Raw genomic sequence first — 18,616 nt, forward strand, 5'->3', positions numbered from 1 at the left:
ATGCCAATGTAGGGACGACTACGCCGTCGTCCCGCCGAGACGTTAGCGCGATTACTGAGTGACCGTCAATTGGCACCCTGACAGCGTCGCAAAGCCTGACGGATATGCTCGAACCATGGCAACAGCCCGACGCACGCGACTTCGCCCGGAGGAACGCCGCAACCAGCTCGTGGCGCTGGGAGTCGCAACTCTTGCGGACCGACCGCTGGCCGAGGTGACCGTCGAAGAGATCGCCGCAGAAGCCGGTGTCTCGACGGGTCTCGTCTACTACTACTTCGGCTCCAAGAACGGCCTGCACCACGAGATCGTGCGCCGCGCGCGCGACTCGATGCTGCACGCGTCCGAGCCCCAACCGGAGCTCCCGCCTGCCGAGCGCCTCGCGGGCACGCTGACCAGGCTCGTCGCGTACGTCAAGGAGCACGGCCCCACGTTCTACTCGCTCGTCCGCGGTGCGGCCAGTGGCGACGAGGAGGTGCGCGCCGTCATCGAGGACGCGCGACGCCAGCAGACGGAACGCGCCCTCGCCGTGCTCCTGGAGCTGGGCGTACCCGAGACGGAGCTGCTGCGGGTCGCGGTGCGCTCGTGGGTTGCCCTGGCCGAGCAGGCCCTGGTCGACGGTGGCATCAACTCGGACCTCACCGACGAGGAGCTGGTCGGCTACCTCGAGCGCAGCCTCGGTGGCGTCGTCGCCGCCGTGGTGCCTGGTGCCTCGGAGGCGCTGTTCGGGGTTCCCTCCGCACTCTGAGCCAGGCTCCGGTCGGACACGACCGGCCGGCCGGCCCCGAAGATCCCCCTGCGGGGGGAGCGGTATCCCCCGGGCGTGCCAGGCTTTCGGAGTCCGGGTTCGCGACCGTTGCAGGCATGGTCACCGAAGACGTCACGTCAGTTCCACGACCCCGTCCCGCCGTGCTGCGCAGACTGACACCGGTCATCGTCGCGTGGGCAGTCCTGTACGGATCGGTACGGGTCTCCTTCGCGCTGGGGAACGCACCGACGTTCTCACCGCTGCCGCAGGATCTGCTGCTCTACTCGTACTGGGGAGCGGCAGCACTGTGTGCCGCCGCCGGCGTGGTGGCTGTCGCCTTGCGTCTGACCGCAGGCAATCGAGCGGTGCTGGCGGCCGGTTGGGCAGTCACCGCCGCGATCCTGCTGGCCTGTCCGCTGGTTCTTCTGGACATCGTGGGTGGGCTGCTCGCCGGCCTGGGTATCCCGGTCGATCTGGTCTCGCTCGCCAGCCGCGCCGGAATGCTGTCCGGCGCGCTCCTGCTGGGGGCGGCGAGCCTGGCCTACCAGCGCGAGATGCGTCGAGGCTGCCAGCGGTGCGGGCGAACCCGACCCACCGTCCGGGACGAGCGGACCCCCGCGTGGGCGTGGTGGGCGGCCTACCTGGCCGTCGCTGGGTGCCTGGTGCGCATCGCGGCCCAGCTGTCCGTCGGCTTCGGCGACCTCATCGACGAGGCAGGGGTAGCGCTGGTCGTCTTCGAGGCAGGCTTCGTCCTGGCAGGCACCCTGCTGCCGTTGGCGCTGGTGCATCGCTTCGGCATCATCTGGCCCGCCTGGGTGCTGCCGCTGGCCGGCCGGCGCGTGCCGCGATGGCTGGTGCTGGGCCCGGGCTTTCTCCTCGGAGGCATGATGACCCTGTACTTCGGGTTCGGCCTGGCGCAGATGGCGGGTGCGCTGGTCTCCGGCGCGGCCGCATATGGCGACGGGGTCAGCAGCGCCGGGTTCCTGTGGGCCTCCGTGTCGGCATATCTCGTGTGGGGAGCCGGTATCACGGCCGCTTCCGTCGCGCGGTTCCGGGCCACCCGGCCCAGCTGTCGCACGTGCGGTCTGTGAACCCGGCGGACCGGCCCTCTTCGCGTTCAGAGCGACTTGACCATCAGCAAGCAGGGGTCGTCGGCCCAGAGGTCGGGAAACTCCTCCACCGGGTGGAACCCGCAGGCGGCGTAGAAGGCGCGGGTCTGGTCGAATCCGGGGTCGGACGCCGACGGGCCGAGCGTCTTGACGCTGAGCAGCCGGACCCCCTGAGCGCGGAGGTCGTCCTCGACGCGCTCCATGAGGGCCCGCCCGATCCCCGCGCGGTGATGCTTGCGCCGGACGGCGAGCAGGTGCACCTCCGCCGACGTCGGATAGCGCTGGTCGAGGAGCAGCACGCCGAGCACGTCCTCGGAGGGGATCTCGCTGCCGTCGGCCCCGACCGGTGGCGCCGCGCCGGCCGAGACCGCCCACGCGGACGGGGTCTCGGGCGCGGCGACCGCCACATAGTTGGGGAACTTGGCCGCCGCCTCGACGTACTCGTGCGTGAACCGGTCGATGCCGAACCACTCCGGCAGCTCTTCGAGGATGTCGTGCGCGGCATCCGATCGGCCGAGGGTCCTGACCACGGTGAACGTCCCAGACACGCGGCCTAACTTAGACCCGTGGGGCGAGGTTCACCCGCTGAACGCGAATACGCCGAGGCAGGACCCTGGCGGGGTCCTGCCTCGGCATGGAAGGAGGGTTATCAGCCCTGGTCGCCGAAGAACTCCTGCATCCAGTCCGGGATGTTGTTCGGCGCGCTCTGGTCCGAGCCCGAGCCGGAACCCGAGTCCGAGCCGCCGTCCTGACCCGGCAGCTGCTGGTCCGACGAGCCCTGGTCCGACGCCGGCGACTCCTCCTTGACCGCGAGGGTGACGGTGACCTCCTGGGTGCTGCCGTCGCGGACCACGGTCAGCACCGACTCGTCACCGGCGTCCTTCTCACGGACGAACGCCGTGAGCGATGCCGAGCCGTTGACCGGGTCGCCGTCGATAGCGACGACGACATCGCCCTTCTGGAGGTCGGCCTCGCCGGCCGGCGAGTCCGGCACGACCTCGACGACGCCCGCTCCGCGGCGGGTGACGTCGTCGGCCGTGGCGGTGGCGTCCTGGAGCGTGACGCCGAGGAACGCGTGCTCGGCCGTGCCGTCCTCCTTGAGCTGGTCGCCGATCTGCGTCGCCAGGTTGGACGGGATCGCGAAGCCCAGACCGATCGAGCCGGAACCGCCCGACTGCATGCCGCCCGACAGGGTGGCGATCGATGACGTGATGCCGATGACCTCGCCGGAGGCGTTGAACAGCGGCCCACCGGAGTTGCCGGGGTTCACCGCGGCGTCGATCTGGATCGCGTTGGTGACGACCTGGTCGGACCCGTCCTGCGCGCTCGCCGTGACCGGGCGGTCCAGGGCGGACACGATGCCCGTCGTTGCGGTGTTGGCCAGGCCCAGCGGGTTACCGAGCGCCATCACGGGCTCGCCCACCACGACGCCGGCCGAGTCGGCGAACGTCGCCGCCTTGAGGTCGGACGGCGGGTCGGACAGCTGCACGACGGCGAGGTCGGTGGCCGGGTCGGTGCCGACGATGTCGGCCTCGTAGACCCGGCCGTCGCTCAGCGTGACCTGCACCGTGTCGGCGTCCGCGACCACGTGGTTGTTGGTCAGGATGCGACCGTCGGAGTCCAGCACGACACCGGACCCCTCCGCGCCGCCACCCTGGCTCGCCACCTGGATCGCGACGACGGACTCCTGCACGGCCGACGTGACCGACGTCCAGTCCGGGTTCTCGACGGTCGAGCTCTTCACCGGCACGTTCTCGCCGGCCGACTGTCCGACGTCGGCGAGGGAGGCCGCACCGTCGGAGTCGTTCGTGAGCGAGATGGCACCTGCGGTCCCCAGGCTGGCCAGCAGCGCTGCGGCCGCGGCCGCACCGACCACGGGAACCCAGAGACGGTTCTTCGCCTTAGGCTCGTCCGACGTCGACGCGGTGGCAGGGGCTGCGTACGGGTTCACGTAGCTGGGGCCCGTGCCCGGAGCCGCGTTCTGCGCGGGCACCGGGTGCTGGGCCGGCGGCCCACCCACGGGCACGGACGCGGGTGGCTGCGCGGAGTTCGAAGTCTGCTCGTGGCTCGCGGGGTGCTCCGGGCGCACGGGCTGCCCGGCGTTGGAGGACTGCGGGGTGCTCGCGGGCTGCTCGGCGTTCGAGGGCTGCTCGGGGGCCGCGTCCTGGGCGGACGCCGGGCCAGAGACCGGCAGCTGCTGGGTCGGCTGCGTGACGGGCGGCAGCTGCTGGGTCGGCTGCGCCGCGGGCGACTGCTGCTCCGGCTGCGGAGTGGTGCTGTTCTCGTCGGTCATCGTGACCCTCCTTGAAGTCAGAACCAGTTGACACCCCCTTCCTTGTCCCAGCCTTGGACGAGTCTGTGAGTTTGCTGCATGCCCTCAAGGTTCCGGCGCTGGAGCGCTCAACGAGAAGGGGCGCCTTCTTCCACGATACGGCGGGCCAGGTCCTTGGACTCGGCCAGCCGGTCGGCACGCGGCACCCGCACCTCGATGACCTGGACACCGTGGCTCGGCGCCTGCAGCGCGTGCCGCAGGGTCGGCACGTCCTTCACGAGCTGGTGGTCCACGCCGTACCCGGCGCACAGCTGCGCGAGGTTCGACCCGTGCGAGGTCCCGAAGACCCGCTCGAACGTGGCGCTCGCCGCACTGCCGGTCGCGGCGAGCGCGCCGTGCTCCAGCGTCGCGAAGATGGAACCGCCGTCGTCGTTCACCACGACGATCTCGAGGTCCACCGATGGTTCGTCGGGTCCTCGGAGCAGCCCGCCGACGTCGTGCAGGAACGTCAGGTCGCCGAGCAGCGCACGCGTGCGCAGGCCGCTCCGTGCGGCGGCGAGCGCCACGCCCACCGCCGTCGAGACGGTGCCGTCGATGCCGGCGAGCCCACGGTTGGCGAGCACCGCCGGGCCGGGCCCGTCGAGACCGAGCACCAGCTCGAGGTCCCGCACGGGGTTGGACGAGCCGACCAGCAGCAGGTCATCGGGCCCGAGCACCCCGGCCACGGCACGTGCCACGGAGAGCGCTGTCGGGCCGCCGATGACCGCGTCGTCGCAGGTGACCTCGTCGAGGACGCGGGAAGCTCGCGCCCCGGCGGCCCGCCAGCCCGCCAGGAACTCGGTGGGCTCCGGCGAGGAGGTCTCGAACCAGGCGGGCGCGACACCCGGGAGCACGACGGCGGCGTTGCGGGCGGCGTCGGGCCACGGGCCGGCACCCGGTGCGACGACGGTGACCGCGACATCGGGCCGCCCGAGGAGCCGCTGCACGGGCCGGGACAGCGTCGGCCGGCCGAGGACGACCACCTGCTCGACGCTCGCGGCGAGCTCCGGGGAGCCGAGCAGCAGCCGGTACGCCGCTATCGCGTTGGGGCCGCCGGTAGCGCCGGACGACGGCTCGGCGAACAGCGGCCAGCCCTGCGCCTCGGCGAGCTGCCGGGCCTCGGGACCCGCACCGTCGCCGGCCACGACGACGGTGCGGACGGGGTCGCCGGGCAGCGCCGGCGAGGCGACGTGCTGCAGCACGGCCGGGACGACGAGCGGCGGGTGGGGCTTCGGGTATCCCTCCTGCGCGCTGTCCGCCGGTCCCGGCAGAGGGGCCGACGGCGCCAGCGGGTCCCGGTAGGCCAGGTTGAGGTGCACGGGGCCGGGATGCCCGGACCGGAATCCGAGGGCCGCGCTGACCGCACGCCCGGTGATGCTCCTCAGGTCCCGCAGCTCCTGCGCGCTCGCGATGCCGGGCTGGGCGGCCGGCTCGGCGGCCGGGGTGCCCGACGGTGCCGGCACGTCCACGGCGAACCGCACGGCCGTGCCGAAGATCCCCACCTGGTCCGTGGTCTGCGATGCCCCGGTTCCGCGCAGCTCGTGCGGCCGGTCGGCGGTGAGCAGGATCAGCGGCAGCCCGGTGTGGCTCGCCTCCAGCACGGCGGGGTGCAGGTTGGCGACGGCGGTGCCCGACGTCGTGACGACGGCGACCGGCGCTCCCTCGGCGCCCTTCGACAGGCCGATCGCCAGGAACCCCGCCGTCCGTTCGTCGACGCGCACGTGCAGGGTGACCCGGCCGGCGTCGGCCGCCTCGGCTACCGCGTAGGCGAGGGGCGCGCTGCGCGACCCCGGGGCGAGCACCACGTCCTGCACACCCCTGCTGACCAGGTCGGCAACCAGTGCGCGGGCGGCGGTGACGGCGGGCGGGATCGTCATGCGTCCTCCAGGGTCCGGATCAGTCGGTGGTACCGCGCGAGCCAGCGCTCAGTCGTCGGGCCGTCGGCCGCGGCAGCTGCGAGCGCCTCGGGCGAGGGTTCGGGCCGGCGAACGGGAAGCGCGCCGTCGACGGGCAGCAGTGGCGCCGCGACGACGTCGTGCACCAGGAGCTGGGAGGTCGCGAGGCCACAGGCGTAGGGCAGCTCGGGGAGGGCCGCGGCGAGGGCCACCCCTGCTGCGAGGCCCACCGAGCTCTCGAGCGCGGACGAGACGACCACCGGCAGGCCCACCTGTTCGGCGAGCTCGAGGCACGCACGGACGCCGCCGAGCGGCTGGACCTTGAGCACCACGATGTCGGCGGCCTCCTGGCGCACCACGCGCAGCGGGTCGGCGGCACGGCGGATGGACTCGTCGGCAGCCACGGGGACGTCCTGCTTGCGGCGCACCAGCGCCAGCTCGTCGACCTCTGCGCACGGCTGTTCCACATATTCGAGCCCGCCGGCCGCGCGGTCGATCAGGGCCAGGTGCGTGAGCGCCTCCTCGGGGGTCCAGGCGGCGTTGGCATCGACCCGGATCGCACCGTCGGGCCCCAGGGCCTCGCGGACCGCCGCGACCCGCTCGATCTCGGCGGCCACGGGTTCGAGCGTCCCGTCGGGGCCGCGCTGAGCGACCTTGACCTTGGCGGTGCGGCACCCGCCGGACGCCAGCACAATCTCGCGGGCCCGTTCCGGCCCGACGGCGGGGACGGTCACGTTCACCGGCACGCTCTGGCGGACGGGTTCGGGCCAGCCCACGAAGGCCGCCTCGTGCGCGGCGCGCAGCCAGGTGGACGACTCCTCGTCGTCGTAGTCCCAGAAGGGCGACAGCTCGCCCCAGCCCGCCGGGCCACGGAGCAGGACGCCGTCGCGCACGTCGATCCCGCGAAAGCGGGTCCGCAGGGACGTGGACCAGACGACGGGCTCACCGATCAGCAGCACAGGGCCAGGCTAACGACCCGGGTGGCACCCCACGGCTTGGCAGGGCGTGAGTTCGGTCGGTTGCACGGTGAACGGTGTGAGTTCGGTCCGATGGGATGAGATCGGTCCATTAACCGACCGATCTCATCCCATCGGACCGAACTCACATCGGCCAGCGCTGCAACCGACCGAACTCACACCCGTCAGTGCAGCAACCGACAAACTCACACCCGTCAGCGCAGCAACCGACCGAACTCACGCACAGCACTCCGCCCCACAACCCCGTCAGCCGCCACCCGCCCCACTCCGCACGTCGCCAGCCCTTCCGGCTCACCGCACCGCCCGAACTAGGCTTGCCCGGTGAGCACGAGCACCGAACTGCCCCAGCAAGTCTCCGAGACGTTCGACCCGCAGCGCTGGCGCACGGTCACGGGCTTCGAGAACCTGACCGATCTGACGTACCACCGCGGTGTCGACCGCAGCGGCCCCGAGCCGCGCGACCTGCCGGTGGTCCGCATCGCGTTCGACCGGCCGGAGGTGCGCAACGCGTTCCGCCCGCACACGGTGGACGAGCTGTACCGGGTCATGGACCACGCGCGCATGACGTCCGACGTCGGCACGGTGCTCCTGACCGGCAACGGCCCCTCTCCCAAGGACGGCGGCTGGGCATTCTGCAGCGGCGGTGACCAGCGCATCCGGGGCCGCGACGGCTACCGCTACGCCGAGGGTGAGAACGCCGACAGCATCGACCCGGCCAAGGCCGGCCGCCTGCACATCCTGGAGGTGCAGCGACTGATCCGGACCATGCCGAAGGTGGTGGTCGCGGTCGTGGACGGCTGGGCCGCCGGCGGCGGGCACTCCCTGCACGTCGTCGCCGACCTGACGGTCGCGTGCCGTGAGCACGGCAAGTTCAAGCAGACCGACGCCGACGTCGGCTCGTTCGACGCCGGCTACGGCTCCGCGTACTTCGCCCGTCAGATCGGGCAGAAGCGCGCCCGCGAGGTGTTCTTCCTCGCCCGGGAGTACTCCGCCGACGACGCCGAGCGCTGGGGCTCCGTCAACGAGGTAGCTGCCCACGAGGACCTGGAGGGGCTGGCGCTCGAGTACGCGCGGATCATCGCCGGCAAGTCGCCGCAGGCGATCCGGATGCTGAAGTTCGCGTTCAACGCCGCCGACGACGGCATCGCCGGCCAGCAGGTGTTCGCCGGCGAGGCGACCCGGCTGGCGTACATGACGGACGAGGCCGTCGAAGGCAAGGAGGCGTTCCTGGAGCGCCGGGAGCCGGACTGGTCAGGGTTCCCGTACTACTACTGATCGTTCCGCCCACCCGGGCCTGGCCGCCACCCTCCGCGCGAGCAGCCTGAGCAGCACGACAGTCGCCAGGATCACGGCCGGTCCGGTGGTGAGCGCGACGGTCGTCGTCAGCGTGTCGACGGGGTAGCGCAGCACCATCACGATCATGAAGAGGGTATGGCCGACGAGCGCACCGCCGGCCGCCCAGATCGCGTGCTGGTCGGTCATCGCGGGCGAGCCGGACCAGCGGCGGAACAGCAGCAGCATCCCGATCGCGAGCAGGGCCGCCACCGCCATCGGCAGGTAGACGAGGTCGCCCTCCCCGAACGCGGGGCCCGACGGCGGGTTGCCCCGCGGCATCAGCAGCCCGAGGAAGCCCAGGGTCGCAGCGAGCGCGACGACCCCGAGGACCGGCGGACCGGGTACGGACGTCCCGGGGCCGACGTCGGGCGGCGGCACCGGGAAGCGCCGGGGAACCACCCGCAGGGCGAACCACGACAGGCCGAGCATGATCACCAGGAGTCCCGCGAGGAACGGCAGCGGCGCCTGGTAGCCCGGGTCGACCGACGGCGGGAACGTCACCCGGAGCAGCGCGACACCGACGACGGCGGTGGCCGCGATCCCGACGAGCCCCCGACCCCGGAAGTAGGGCTCGCGCCGGAGCTCCGGGAAGAGCAGGTCGGTGAGCAGGACCGGGATCAGCACGCTGAACACGATGTGATACCCGACCTGGGCCTCCCAGTAGGTCAGGTTGACGCCGAGGACGCGCGGCCCCCACTCGGCCGCGTTGTACATCACGGGGCTGGTCAGCGCCTGGAGCCCGAACCCGTCCTCGGCGAGCTCGTACACGAGCCCGAGCACGACCAGGGTGGGCCAGGCCCCGCCCGCCCGCACCGTCAGCTCGCGGACCAGCAGCACGCCGGCGCCGTACATCGGCACGAGGAACGGGAACGCGAGCCACATGATCGGCATCCCCACCGCGCTGAACATCAGCTCGCCGCAGATCGGGGCGAGCAGCATCAGGGTCCAGGCGGCCTTGCCGCCCCGTCGTCGCGGTTGCGTCGCACCCGTCGGATCGCCCACCGTCGCTCACTCCCCGCCTGCCTCGAGGCGCCGAGCCGAGGGCTCCCGCGCCGATTTACTCAGCCAAGTAATACCTTAGGGTTGGCCGTCTCCGCTGGGCAAGCGCGCGTACGACGAGACGGGGAGCAGATGGCGACAGTGGTGGGCGAAGGTTCAGCGGCTTCAGCGGCGCGCCGCGCGCAGATCATCGACGCGACCATCGAGACGGTCGCCGAGCTGGGGTTCGCGCAGACCACCTTCGCGCGGATCGCCGTCCGGGGCGGACTGAGCAGCACCCGGCTCATCTCGTACCACTTCCAGGGCAAGGCCGAGCTGATGCAGGCCGTGGTCGACGACATCTACCGCTCCATCAACGAGTTCCTGCTCGGCCGGGTCGACGTCGACCCGGCCAGCCGACCGATCGTCAGGCCGGCGGGCCGGCCCGACCTGCCGTCGCCCGGTTCGGCGCCGGCCGAGCTGCGGGCCTACATCACCGGCGTCGTCGCCTACATCGGGGCCCACCGTTCGCGGATGCGGGCCATCCGGTCGATCTCTGCGGCCGTCTACGACGAGCCGGGCAACCCGGCGGTCGGTCAGGCCGACCCGGCCAGCCCGGTGATGAGCCATCTGCAAGACATGCTGCGGCGAGGGCAGGCCGACGGAAGTTTCCGGACTTTCGACCCCCTCGTGGTTGCTGCCATGGTCCAGCAGCCGCTCGAAGGCCTTCCCTTGCTGCTGCAGAACCGGCCGGACCTGGACCTGGAGCGGTACGCCGCCGAACTGGCGACCGCCGTCGACCTCGCGACCCGGCGACCCGACCGCGGCTAGGCACGTGCGGGCCACCCGCCGGCGGAGCCCGGCGGGACCAGGGCTCGGGCGTCTACTCCTCGTCCCCCACGAACCCGCGCCCACCTGCGGCCGCCGGCTCGGGAGCCGGCGTCGCCTCGACCCGGACCTCCTCCGCGCCCAGCGCCCGCGCCAGGTCGTCCGGCCCGGTGAACACGACCACCCCCGGATAGCCCGCCAGGATCCGCCCCAACAGAGCGCGCCCCTCCTGGTCCAGGTCCCGGTCCAGGTCGGCGACCAGGAGCAGCGGCGGCTCACCGTAGATCGCGCGGGCGAGGGCGAGCCGCGCGCGCTCGTCGGTGGACAGCGGCTCGCCACCGGCGCGCAGCTCGGTGCGGAACCCGTCCGGCCACCGATCTGCAGCAAGCCCGACGGTCTCGAAGACCGCCACCGCCGTCTGCTCGTCCAGGTCGGGACGCCGGTAGCGCAGTGCCCGGCGCAACGGTCCGCGCTCGAACACGGCGCCCCTGGTCGCGAGCCCCACCAGGGAGCGACCACGCGCCGGTGCGACGGCCCGCAGGTTCTGGCCGGCCACCCACACCTCGTCCGTGGTGCCCCGCGGGGCGGCGTCGAGCCCCACGGCGCGACGCATCAGACGCAATGGCGCGTCCGGGTCGTCGCTGGTCAGGCGGATCCGGGCGCCGCCACCGCCACGCAGCGGCGCGTCGTCCCTGGTGAGTCCGGGGACGGCCACGTGCACCCGGTCGGGCCCCTCTGCGCCGTCGGGCACCGTGGCCGACGCCGCGGTGTGGCGCGCGTGCTCGTTCTCGGTGCGCCGACGGGCGGCGTCCGCGAGCGCCGGGCCGAGCACCGCGCGGGCGGCCAGGTAGGTCTGGCGGTACTCGACGATCCGGCCGAGGTCGATGATCGGCGTCGACGCGATGCCTGCCACGGCCATCGCGGCCATGGTGACCGCTGGGTCGAGGCCCCTGACCACGCCGATCGCCGCGACGGCGAGGGTGGCCAGCAGCGCCGCCACGGTGCCACCTGCCCGGATCGTCCCGACGATCACCGAGCGGTCGACCGCTCGGTCGACGACGACGTCCGAGGCCGAGTCGATGTGGCCCAGCTCGCGGCGGGCGCCCCGCGCCGCGATGATCCCTTGCGAGGCCCCGACGGTGTCGGCGATCCGGGTGGCCATGCGCCCCCTGGCGCGCCGCAGGCTCCGCGACTTCAGGTACGCGGTCCGAGCCCAGGGCACCATCACCGCGGCGAGCACGCCGAGCGGGACCAGGAACCCGATCCCGAGGAACGGGTCGATGATCGCGAGCCCCACGGCGGAGCCGGCGATCAGCGGGATCCCGGCCGCGAGCGGGCCGACGCCCTGCGACACCCAGTTGCGCACGCTGGAGAGGTCGTTGGTGGTCCGGGCGACGGTGATGCCGAGGTGGGTGCGGCTGCCCGGGGTGAGCTCGGCCTCCAGCAGGTCGCGGCGTACCTGCCGCACGTAGTCCTGACCGAGCCGCTCGGCGACGATCCGTTCCTCGACCCGCAGCCCGCCGAGCGCCACGGCAGCCGCCACGATGCTGACGACGACGACCGCCGTCGGCCACGGGCTGCCCGCCCGCAGCTGGGTCAGCGCCCACGCGCTGACCGCGCCGAGCGCACCCTGGCCGAGCCCCAGCCCGACCAGGCCGGACAGCCACGTCCGGCGGGCGCCGGTGAAGACCTTCGGCAGGTCGCCCGGCTCAGGCGACCGCATGACCGTCCCCTGCCCGCCCGGTCGCGGGAGCCCCGCCGGCGGGAGCGCCGGCGGGAGCGCCGGCGGGAGCCAGGCCGACGGCGCTCAGCGCGACCGAGGGCAGGCACAGGTCGTAGGTCGGCACGACCCGCACGTCGAGCGCCGCACGGGCCTCCGCGGTGGCGAGCGGCGAGGCCGTGAGCACTCCGGACACGACCGACGGCTCGCACCCGACCGCGCGGAGCGCCCCGACTCCCCCGCTCGCACCGAGCGCGTCCCCTGCGGCGAACACCACGCGGTCGACCACGGTGCGGAACGCGTCGTCCATGAGGAGCCGGCGGGTGTCGCCCTGGTAGAGGCCGTCGGCGATCTCGATCAGGACGACGTCAGGGGCGCCGCGGCCGGCTGGGGACGCCAGGACGTCGGCCATCGTCGCGAACACGTCGCGCACCTCCTCGAAGCCGAGGCCGAACGTGCTCGGGAGGCCGAAGTCGGTGAAGTCGATGACGTGGTCGGCGCCCGCGTCGGTGTAGTGGTGGGCGTCGTTGCCCGCGCCCGTCCCTGTCGCCTTTCCCGCGTGGACGGTGCGGCCGGCGGCGACGAGCCCGCGGGCGAGGCAGGCCAGCGTGGTCGACTTGCCGGAGTTCATCGACGTGCCGACCACGGCGACGACCGGCACGCGTGACGCCGCCCCGCTGACCGACGCCGCCGGGCGCACCGGGTGGGTCGCGAAGGCCGAGAGGTTCACCACCCCGTTCGCGTTCGAGAGCAGCCCGACCGGCTCGATCACCGTGGCGTCCTTGATCGCGGCGTGCTGGTCGACGACGCGCGAGGCGAGCCCGCCGGCGGCCGCGAGATGGCACGGTCCGAGGTCCTCCGGGATGACCGCGTGGAACTGGTCGGCGGCGTAGCGCGACCCGTAGGACACGACGATCTCGTCGCCCTCGAACAGGATCTGACGGCGGGAGGCCGGGGACTCCAGCCGACGGTGCTGGCCGATCGTCACGACCCGCGCCAGCACGACGTCCCCCGGCCGCGGCGCCTGCGCCGGGTCGGTGATCAGGTCGAAGGCCGCTGGGTCCGCCTCGACGGCCGCGGCGACGAACCGCGTGGAGTAGGCCTTCTTGGCCCGCAGCAGGCGGCGCACGAGCGGGTCGGGAGTCCGCGCCGCGACGTCGGCGGCGGGGACGCGCAGCGGGGTGGCGACGGGGCGCGGGGCGTAGCCGCGGGTGTGCGGGGACGTGTCGAGAATGCTCATGGCAGCCACGCTTTCTGGTCGAGGGACGCACGGTGCAACACCGTCACTCAACTAGGCCGCCATGAACCCGTCATGAGACCGGGATGAAAGGTCTCTCATCGAGGGACCAGCTCGATCCACGTGTTGCCGGGGTCGAGCTGCGCCTCCTTGCCGCCGGGCAGCTCGAGCACGACGGGCGCGCGGTGGTTCTTCTTGGACCAGCGCACCGCGATGCTGTGCCCCATGGAGGCCAGCGTGCCCTCGCCACCGCTGCCGGCGAGCCGGTGCTCGGGAACGGGAGCCCCGGACGGGTCCACCCACTTGGTGTTGAACACGAAGGTGGACAGGACGAGCACGTTCCGCGCCGCGTGCCGACGACCGTCCGCGGCGACCGACGCCACGGAACCCTCGCTGCGCAGGTAGCGCTTGCCCTTCGGGTCCCACGTCCAGACGCTCCGTTGGGCGGGAGACAGGCGCACGTCGAGCTCCCGTGCGGGCTTCCCCGCCCGCGGGGCCGACCCCTCGCCCACCGTGCGCGCGTACTCGAACTGCGCCGGCGGCGGGTTCGTCCGTCGGCCGTCGGCCTGCTCGAGGAACGTCGGGACGCTCCCGATCACGTTGTGCGGTGCGACCCGGCCGGGATCGCGCGTGAAACCGGCGGCGCCGTCGTCCATGATGACGGTCTGGGTGCCCTCCCGCTCCGTCGCGGCGATGAACGGCCCCTGGCCTCCGGAGAACGCCAGGATGCCGTCGAGCGGAGCCACGATCGCCGGGTCCATCGGCCGCACCGAGCGGACCGGCTCCACGGCGTCCGGGATCTTCGAGTGGTACGTCGCCACGAACCGGGAGATGCCGCCCTCGACCACCTCCTCCCAGACGATGTCGGCCTCCACGAGGCCGCGCTGGGGCCTGGCCTCCACCGCGTTCTCGACCTTCACCGACACCGCAGGGCGGTGCGCCACCTTCTCGGTCTCCACCCCGGTGAGCGGCCAGACCAGCGGCACGTCCGGCTTCGGGGGCCCGCTCCGGTCGCCGCGCACGGGGGCGTCGACGGTCGTGGTGGGTGTGGGCACCGGCTCCTCCGGCTCACCGAGTCCGCACCCGGCCAGCCCAAGGACGATCACGAGGGCAGCGCCCGTGACCCGCACGGCAGTCGTCCAGCGTGCTGTCATCCGACCTCCTCCGCCGGCGCTCGGCCCCCGGGCACTCCCGGGAAGCCGGTCCGGGTGGCGCACACCCTACCGATACGGTAGTCCCGCACACCTGAGGCACGCTTACCCTCGTGAGGTGGCCTCGACCGACCCCCTGACCGACCCCCTGACCGACGTCGTCCGCGCCGTCCGGGACGCCCTCGACGGTGGTCCCGCCTACGCGCCGGAGCCCCGCCTGTCCGACGCCGCCCCGCCGCCCGGCACCGCGCTCGTGCTGCGGACGTCCGGTTCCACGGGAAACCCGCGCGAGGTCGCGCTGAGCGCCGCCGCCCTGCGCGCCTCCGCCGGGGCCACCCATGATCGGCTCGGCGGCCCCGGCAGCTGGCTGCTCGTGCTGCCGCCCACCCATGTCGCGGGGGTCCAGGTCATCACCAGGTCCCTCGTGACCGGCAAGGGGGTGTACCCGCACACGCTGGACCGCTTCACGCCGGAGGGCTTCGCGGCCGTCGCGACCGACTTCGCGGACCTGCTCGTGCACGGCCCGCGTGCCTATGTCTCCCTCGTCCCCACCCAGCTGCACCGCCTCGTCACCGCGGCCGACGGCGGTGACACGGCCGGCCTCGACGCCCTCACCCGGTTCGACGCCGTGCTCGTCGGCGGTGCGGCGACGCCCTCCCCCCTGCTGGCCGCCGCCCGGTCCGCCGGCGTCCGCGTCGTCACGACCTACGGCATGTCCGAGACGAGCGGCGGCTGCGTGTACGACGGCGTCCCGCTCGCCGGGGTGCGCGTCCGGGCCGCCGGCACCGGAGCCGGGCCAGGACCCGGCGCAGCCCGCGGCGCCGGAGCCGGCGTCGTCGAGCTGTCCGGTCCGGTGCTCGCAGAGGGCTACGTGGGCGACCCAGCGGCGACGGCAGCCGCCTTCCGCACCGACCCCGACGGCACCCGCTGGTTCCGTACCTCCGACCTGGGCCGCCTGGACGACGACCGCCTCACGATCCTCGGCCGGGCCGACGACGTCATCGTCACCGGCGGGGTCAACGTCGCCCCCGCGGCCGTCGAGGAGGCGATAGCCGAGCACCTCACCGGGCTCGGCAGCCCCGGCGAGGCCTGCGTCGTCGGCGTGCCCGACGCCGAGTGGGGCCAGGCCGTCGTCGCCGTCGTCTCCGTCGTCTCCGTCGGGCAGGCGCCGTCCGCCCGGGTACCCGCCGACGGCACCAGCCTGACCGACGGCGGCGGCGAGCTGCTCGCCGGGCTGCGGTCCGCCGTCGGGCAGCGGCTCGGGGCTCCGGCCGCGCCTCGACGGGTATACGTCACCGCCGCCCTGCCCGCCCGCGGTCCGGGCAAGGTGGACCGCCGGGCGGTCCGGGACGCCGTCGTGCGGGCCGAGCGGGAGGCAGGCCGGGAACCCGTGCGACCATGACTTCGTTCCTCCGCCAGGGCCGCGCACAGGCGCGGCGCCGGCGTCTGAAGAACCAGACAGCACCCCACGAACGAAGGACACCCTGATGGCGACTGCCGCCGAGTGGATCTCCGGGGCACGGCCCCGCACGCTGCCGGCGGCGGCGGCACCTGTCATGGTCGGTACCGGCGCGGCCGCCCAGGTCGACGCAGCCGCCTGGCTGCCCGCACTGCTCGCGCTGGGCGTCGCCCTCGCGCTGCAGGTCGGGGTCAACTTCGCCAACGACTACTCGGACGGCGTGCGCGGTACGGACCTCGACCGGATCGGCCCGATGCGCCTGACGGCGTCCGGCGCCGCACCCCCCGGCGCGGTGAAGCGCGCGGCGTTCGCCGCGTTCGGGGTGGCTGCGGTGCTCGGCCTGGCCCTGAGCGCCGTGTCGGGCCACTGGTGGCTGATCGCGGTCGGCGCGGTGTGCATGGCGGCGGCCTGGTACTACACGGGCGGCAAGACGCCGTACGGGTACCGGGGGCTCGGCGAGATAGCGGTGTTCGTGTTCTTCGGCCTGGTCGCGGTGCTCGGCACCACGTACACGCAGGCCGACCGCGTCACCTGGCCGGCGGTGCTCGGCGCCGTCGGCGTCGGCCTCATCGCGTGCGCGCTGCTCATGGTGAACAACCTGCGCGACATCCCGACCGACGTGCTGGCGGGCAAGCGCACCCTGGCGGTGCGGCTCGGCGACCACCGGGCCCGCAGGGCCTACGTCGCGATGCTGTGGATCCCGGTGCTGCTCGCCGCGGTGTGCGCGTTCTGGGCGCCGTGGTCGCTCGTCGTGCTGCTGCTGCTCGGGCCGGCGGCGCTGCTGACCATCCCGATCCTCGCCGGGGCGCGCGGGAAGCTGCTGATCCCGGTCCTGGCCGGCACGGGGCTGTACGAGCTGGGCTACGGCCTGCTGCTCTGGTTCGGCCTGTCGGTATGAGCCGGCCGAACCGGCGGTGATCGGTAGAACGTCAGGAGGTCGGCAACCCGGGTTGCCGACCTCCTGACGTTCTACCGATCATCCGCGGTCGGCCTGGTCAGCTTCTCGTCCAGCGCGGCGTCCTCGTGGGCCGCGTCGGCGTCCACCTTGGGTGTCGCGGCGCGTACTGCGGCACGACGGTCGGCCCGGCCCGCCATCCACCGGGTAGCGGCGTCCCGCGGCCTGCGCAGCGTCAGGTACGACAGCGCCAGCGCGACCACCACCGCAACGATCGGCAGCAGCACGCCCCGCAGCCCCACCAGGTAGAGCAAGCCGAGCACCACGCCGAACAACGCCAGGCGGAGCAGGGAGTAGATCAGAAGAGGCACCTACCCATGGTAGGCCGCGCCCGGGCACGCTCCGGCGGTCCACAAGGCGGGCAAGGTCACAGCACGGGCTCACGTATCGCCCCTCACCCGCCGTAGGCTGGGGGTATGGCACGCATACTCCTGATCCTGGTCGTCGTCGGACTCATGGCGTATGCCCTGGCCGACGTCTGGGGCGCGGACGAGGACGAACGCGGCGGGCTGCCCCGCTGGCTCTGGGTGCTCCTGATCGTGCTCCTGCCCCTGCTGGGCGCGATCTCGTGGATCGTCGTGCGCGTCGCCGCCCGGCGCAACAACGCGGGTCCCTCGGGACCCGGCCGCGGTGGCAGCCGCCCGACGCCGCCCCCGCGCTCCCCTCGCCCGGGCCCGCGCCGCCCGGCCGGCCCGGTCGCTCCCGACGACGACCCCGAGTTCCTCTGGCTGCTGGAGCAGGAGAAGCGCAAGCGCGAGCGCGAGGCCAGGAGCCACCAGGACGCCAAGGACGACGACGCAGAGAACGGCTGACCGCACGGGCTGTCGCCGGACCAACAGCGGTCCGTCCCGGACATGACCTGAGGCACCGATCCGAGCCGGATGCGGTGCCTCAGGTCATGCTCCAGAAGGACTGCGGACGGTAGCGGTCACCGTCAGAGGCCCGAGTACGAGTGCTTCCCGTTGAAGATCAGGTTCACGCCGGTGAAGTTGAACAGCACGCAGGCGTAACCGGCCACGACGAACCACGCAGCACGCGTCCCGGACCAGCCGCGCGTGGTGCGCGCGTGCAGGTAGGCCGCATAGACCACCCACACGATGAAGCTCCAGACCTCCTTGGGGTCCCAGCCCCAGTACCGGCCCCAGGCGTCCTCTGCCCAGATGGCGCCGCCGATGAGCGTGAAGGTCCACAGCACGAACGCGACCGAGTTCAGCCGGAACGAGAGCGACTCCAGCGACGCCGGCGCCGGGGTGTGGTCGAGCCAGCCCCAGTTCTTGCTGCCGAGCAGCGGCGAGCCGTTGTCCCGGCCGTCCCGCAGGAGCTGCAGCACCGACGTCACGAACGCGACGGTGAAGATGCCGGTCGCACAGATGGCGACGCCCACGTGGATCACCAGCCAGTACTTCTGCAGCGCGGGCTGCACGCCCATGGCCTCGACGAAGAACTGCTGCTGCGCCAGCACGAGGAACAGCACGCCGAGCCCGGTCACGAAGGCGCCGAGGAACCGCACGTCACGGCGCGTGTTGACGCCGACGAACACCGCGATCGCCACGAACGTGCCGACCAGCGCGAACTCGTACATGTTGGCCCACGGCGCGCGCCCCGCCGCGACACCGCGCAGCACGACGGCAACGAGCAGCAGCGCGGTGGCCAGCCAGGTCACGGACATCCCGATCCCGGCCAGCCTGCGGTTCACCGCACCGGCAGCCGGCGTTCCGGTGTCAGTGTCGTGCGGCGAGCTCGGCTCGGCGCCCCTGGCGCCGACCGCCACCTGCTCGCGGCTCCTGGCCGCGTCCCGTGCGTCGACTTTCGCTCCCGACAGGCGCGACAGGTCCACCGCGAACGCGATGAGCGCGACCGCGAGAGCAGTCGCGGCGCCCCAGACGAGCAGCACACTCAGGTTTGCCAGGTCCATG

17 protein-coding genes are annotated in these 18,616 nt (G+C 73.1%); 7 read left to right on the forward strand and 10 right to left on the reverse strand.

Annotation, left to right across the window (positions count from 1 at the left end; genetic code table 11):
- The first annotated feature begins 115 nt into the window (after positions 1 to 115).
- A complete protein-coding gene (locus ACFS27_RS28205; protein WP_377190513.1) occupies positions 116 to 745 on the forward strand; it encodes a TetR/AcrR family transcriptional regulator in 630 nt (209 codons plus the stop codon).
- 116 nt (positions 746 to 861) lie between these two features.
- Complete coding sequence (locus tag ACFS27_RS28210; RefSeq protein ID WP_377190515.1) at positions 862 to 1,836, forward strand: hypothetical protein; 975 nt, start codon at positions 862 to 864, stop codon at positions 1,834 to 1,836.
- Positions 1,837 to 1,862: 26 nt separating this feature from the next.
- Here ACFS27_RS28210 and ACFS27_RS28215 read toward each other — a convergent pair whose 3' ends face one another.
- From ACFS27_RS28215 to ACFS27_RS28230, 4 genes are all read right to left on the reverse strand, one after another.
- On the reverse strand, positions 1,863 to 2,402 hold the full coding sequence (locus ACFS27_RS28215; protein ID WP_377190517.1) for a GNAT family N-acetyltransferase: 540 nt from the start codon (positions 2,400 to 2,402) through the stop codon (positions 1,863 to 1,865).
- Positions 2,403 to 2,503: 101 nt separating this feature from the next.
- Complete coding sequence (locus ACFS27_RS28220; RefSeq protein WP_377190519.1) at positions 2,504 to 4,147, reverse strand: S1C family serine protease; 1,644 nt, start codon at positions 4,145 to 4,147, stop codon at positions 2,504 to 2,506.
- A gap of 107 nt (positions 4,148 to 4,254) precedes the next feature.
- Positions 4,255 to 6,042, reverse strand: coding sequence for a 2-succinyl-5-enolpyruvyl-6-hydroxy-3-cyclohexene-1-carboxylic-acid synthase (gene menD, locus ACFS27_RS28225; RefSeq protein WP_377190521.1), 1,788 nt, complete (start codon positions 6,040 to 6,042; stop codon positions 4,255 to 4,257).
- Positions 6,039 to 7,019: an o-succinylbenzoate synthase gene (locus ACFS27_RS28230; RefSeq protein ID WP_377190523.1), complete on the reverse strand. Its 981-nt coding sequence runs from the start codon at positions 7,017 to 7,019 to the stop codon at positions 6,039 to 6,041. Before ACFS27_RS28230 ends, menD begins: the two co-directional genes overlap by 4 nt.
- 339 nt (positions 7,020 to 7,358) lie before the next feature.
- On the opposite strand from ACFS27_RS28230, the gene ACFS27_RS28235 reads away from it, so the two are divergent.
- Positions 7,359 to 8,312 (forward strand): 1,4-dihydroxy-2-naphthoyl-CoA synthase, encoded by a 954-nt coding sequence (locus ACFS27_RS28235; protein ID WP_377190525.1) that lies wholly within the window; start codon positions 7,359 to 7,361, stop codon positions 8,310 to 8,312.
- Here ACFS27_RS28235 and ACFS27_RS28240 read toward each other — a convergent pair.
- The gene (locus tag ACFS27_RS28240; protein ID WP_377190527.1) at positions 8,289 to 9,374 is read right to left on the reverse strand and encodes a hypothetical protein; all 1,086 of its coding nucleotides are present in this window, start codon (positions 9,372 to 9,374) and stop codon (positions 8,289 to 8,291) included. The genes ACFS27_RS28235 and ACFS27_RS28240 overlap by 24 nt on opposite strands.
- 129 nt (positions 9,375 to 9,503) lie before the next feature.
- Here ACFS27_RS28240 and ACFS27_RS28245 point away from each other — a divergent pair, with 129 nt between their 5' ends.
- Positions 9,504 to 10,181 carry a TetR family transcriptional regulator gene (locus ACFS27_RS28245; protein WP_377190529.1) on the forward strand — a complete coding sequence of 226 codons (678 nt, stop codon included), beginning with the start codon at positions 9,504 to 9,506 and terminating at the stop codon, positions 10,179 to 10,181.
- 52 nt (positions 10,182 to 10,233) lie between these two features.
- Here ACFS27_RS28245 and ACFS27_RS28250 read toward each other — a convergent pair whose 3' ends face one another.
- The 3 genes from ACFS27_RS28250 to ACFS27_RS28260 all read right to left on the reverse strand — a co-directional run bounded on the left by ACFS27_RS28250 (position 10,234) and on the right by ACFS27_RS28260 (position 14,289).
- Positions 10,234 to 11,901 (reverse strand): ABC transporter ATP-binding protein, encoded by a 1,668-nt coding sequence (locus tag ACFS27_RS28250; protein WP_377190531.1) that lies wholly within the window; start codon positions 11,899 to 11,901, stop codon positions 10,234 to 10,236.
- A complete protein-coding gene (locus ACFS27_RS28255; RefSeq protein ID WP_377190533.1) occupies positions 11,888 to 13,138 on the reverse strand; it encodes a DUF1611 domain-containing protein in 1,251 nt (416 codons plus the stop codon). Before ACFS27_RS28255 ends, ACFS27_RS28250 begins: the two co-directional genes overlap by 14 nt.
- 95 nt (positions 13,139 to 13,233) lie before the next feature.
- Positions 13,234 to 14,289 carry a DUF3048 domain-containing protein gene (locus ACFS27_RS28260; protein WP_377190535.1) on the reverse strand — a complete coding sequence of 352 codons (1,056 nt, stop codon included), beginning with the start codon at positions 14,287 to 14,289 and terminating at the stop codon, positions 13,234 to 13,236.
- Positions 14,290 to 14,404: 115 nt separating this feature from the next.
- Here ACFS27_RS28260 and ACFS27_RS28265 point away from each other — a divergent pair, with 115 nt between their 5' ends.
- Together ACFS27_RS28265 and ACFS27_RS28270 are read left to right on the forward strand one after the other, a co-directional pair.
- The gene (locus ACFS27_RS28265) at positions 14,405 to 15,688 is read left to right on the forward strand and encodes an AMP-binding protein (protein WP_377190537.1); all 1,284 of its coding nucleotides are present in this window, start codon (positions 14,405 to 14,407) and stop codon (positions 15,686 to 15,688) included.
- Positions 15,689 to 15,773: 85 nt separating this feature from the next.
- Positions 15,774 to 16,643: a 1,4-dihydroxy-2-naphthoate polyprenyltransferase gene (locus tag ACFS27_RS28270; protein WP_377190539.1), complete on the forward strand. Its 870-nt coding sequence runs from the start codon at positions 15,774 to 15,776 to the stop codon at positions 16,641 to 16,643.
- A gap of 71 nt (positions 16,644 to 16,714) precedes the next feature.
- Here the strand turns inward: ACFS27_RS28270 and ACFS27_RS28275 are convergent, their stop codons facing one another.
- Complete coding sequence (locus ACFS27_RS28275; RefSeq protein ID WP_377190541.1) at positions 16,715 to 17,011, reverse strand: DUF4229 domain-containing protein; 297 nt, start codon at positions 17,009 to 17,011, stop codon at positions 16,715 to 16,717.
- Between the two features lie 105 nt (positions 17,012 to 17,116).
- Here ACFS27_RS28275 and ACFS27_RS28280 point away from each other — a divergent pair, with 105 nt between their 5' ends.
- Entirely contained in the window at positions 17,117 to 17,512 is a 396-nt protein-coding gene (locus ACFS27_RS28280) for a PLDc N-terminal domain-containing protein (RefSeq protein ID WP_377190543.1), read from the forward strand.
- A 122-nt stretch (positions 17,513 to 17,634) separates the two neighbouring features.
- Here ACFS27_RS28280 and ccsB read toward each other — a convergent pair whose 3' ends face one another.
- A complete protein-coding gene (ccsB, locus tag ACFS27_RS28285) occupies positions 17,635 to 18,615 on the reverse strand; it encodes a c-type cytochrome biogenesis protein CcsB (RefSeq protein WP_377190545.1) in 981 nt (326 codons plus the stop codon).
- Position 18,616 lies beyond the last annotated feature (1 nt).

This window comes from Promicromonospora vindobonensis, from assembly GCF_042685865.1.
In the GTDB taxonomy this organism is placed as follows: Bacteria; Actinomycetota; Actinomycetes; order Actinomycetales; family Cellulomonadaceae; genus Promicromonospora; species Promicromonospora vindobonensis.

What these genes read in the sequence shown, in the direction of transcription:
- ACFS27_RS28245 (WP_377190529.1), top strand. Translation starts at nt 9,504, where the DNA reads ATGGCGACAGTGGTGGGCGAAGGTTCAGCGGCTTCAGCGGCGCGCCGC.
- ACFS27_RS28280 (WP_377190543.1), top strand. Translation starts at nt 17,117, where the DNA reads ATGGCACGCATACTCCTGATCCTGGTCGTCGTCGGACTCATGGCGTAT.
- ACFS27_RS28210 (WP_377190515.1), top strand. Translation starts at nt 862, where the DNA reads ATGGTCACCGAAGACGTCACGTCAGTTCCACGACCCCGTCCCGCCGTG.
- ACFS27_RS28270 (WP_377190539.1), top strand. Translation starts at nt 15,774, where the DNA reads ATGGCGACTGCCGCCGAGTGGATCTCCGGGGCACGGCCCCGCACGCTG.
- ACFS27_RS28255 (WP_377190533.1), bottom strand. Translation starts at nt 13,138, where the DNA reads ATGAGCATTCTCGACACGTCCCCGCACACCCGCGGCTACGCCCCGCGC.
- ACFS27_RS28205 (WP_377190513.1), top strand. Translation starts at nt 116, where the DNA reads ATGGCAACAGCCCGACGCACGCGACTTCGCCCGGAGGAACGCCGCAAC.
- menD (WP_377190521.1), bottom strand. Translation starts at nt 6,042, where the DNA reads ATGACGATCCCGCCCGCCGTCACCGCCGCCCGCGCACTGGTTGCCGAC.
- ACFS27_RS28220 (WP_377190519.1), bottom strand. Translation starts at nt 4,147, where the DNA reads ATGACCGACGAGAACAGCACCACTCCGCAGCCGGAGCAGCAGTCGCCC.
- ACFS27_RS28250 (WP_377190531.1), bottom strand. Translation starts at nt 11,901, where the DNA reads ATGCGGTCGCCTGAGCCGGGCGACCTGCCGAAGGTCTTCACCGGCGCC.
- ACFS27_RS28260 (WP_377190535.1), bottom strand. Translation starts at nt 14,289, where the DNA reads ATGACAGCACGCTGGACGACTGCCGTGCGGGTCACGGGCGCTGCCCTC.
- ccsB (WP_377190545.1), bottom strand. Translation starts at nt 18,615, where the DNA reads ATGGACCTGGCAAACCTGAGTGTGCTGCTCGTCTGGGGCGCCGCGACT.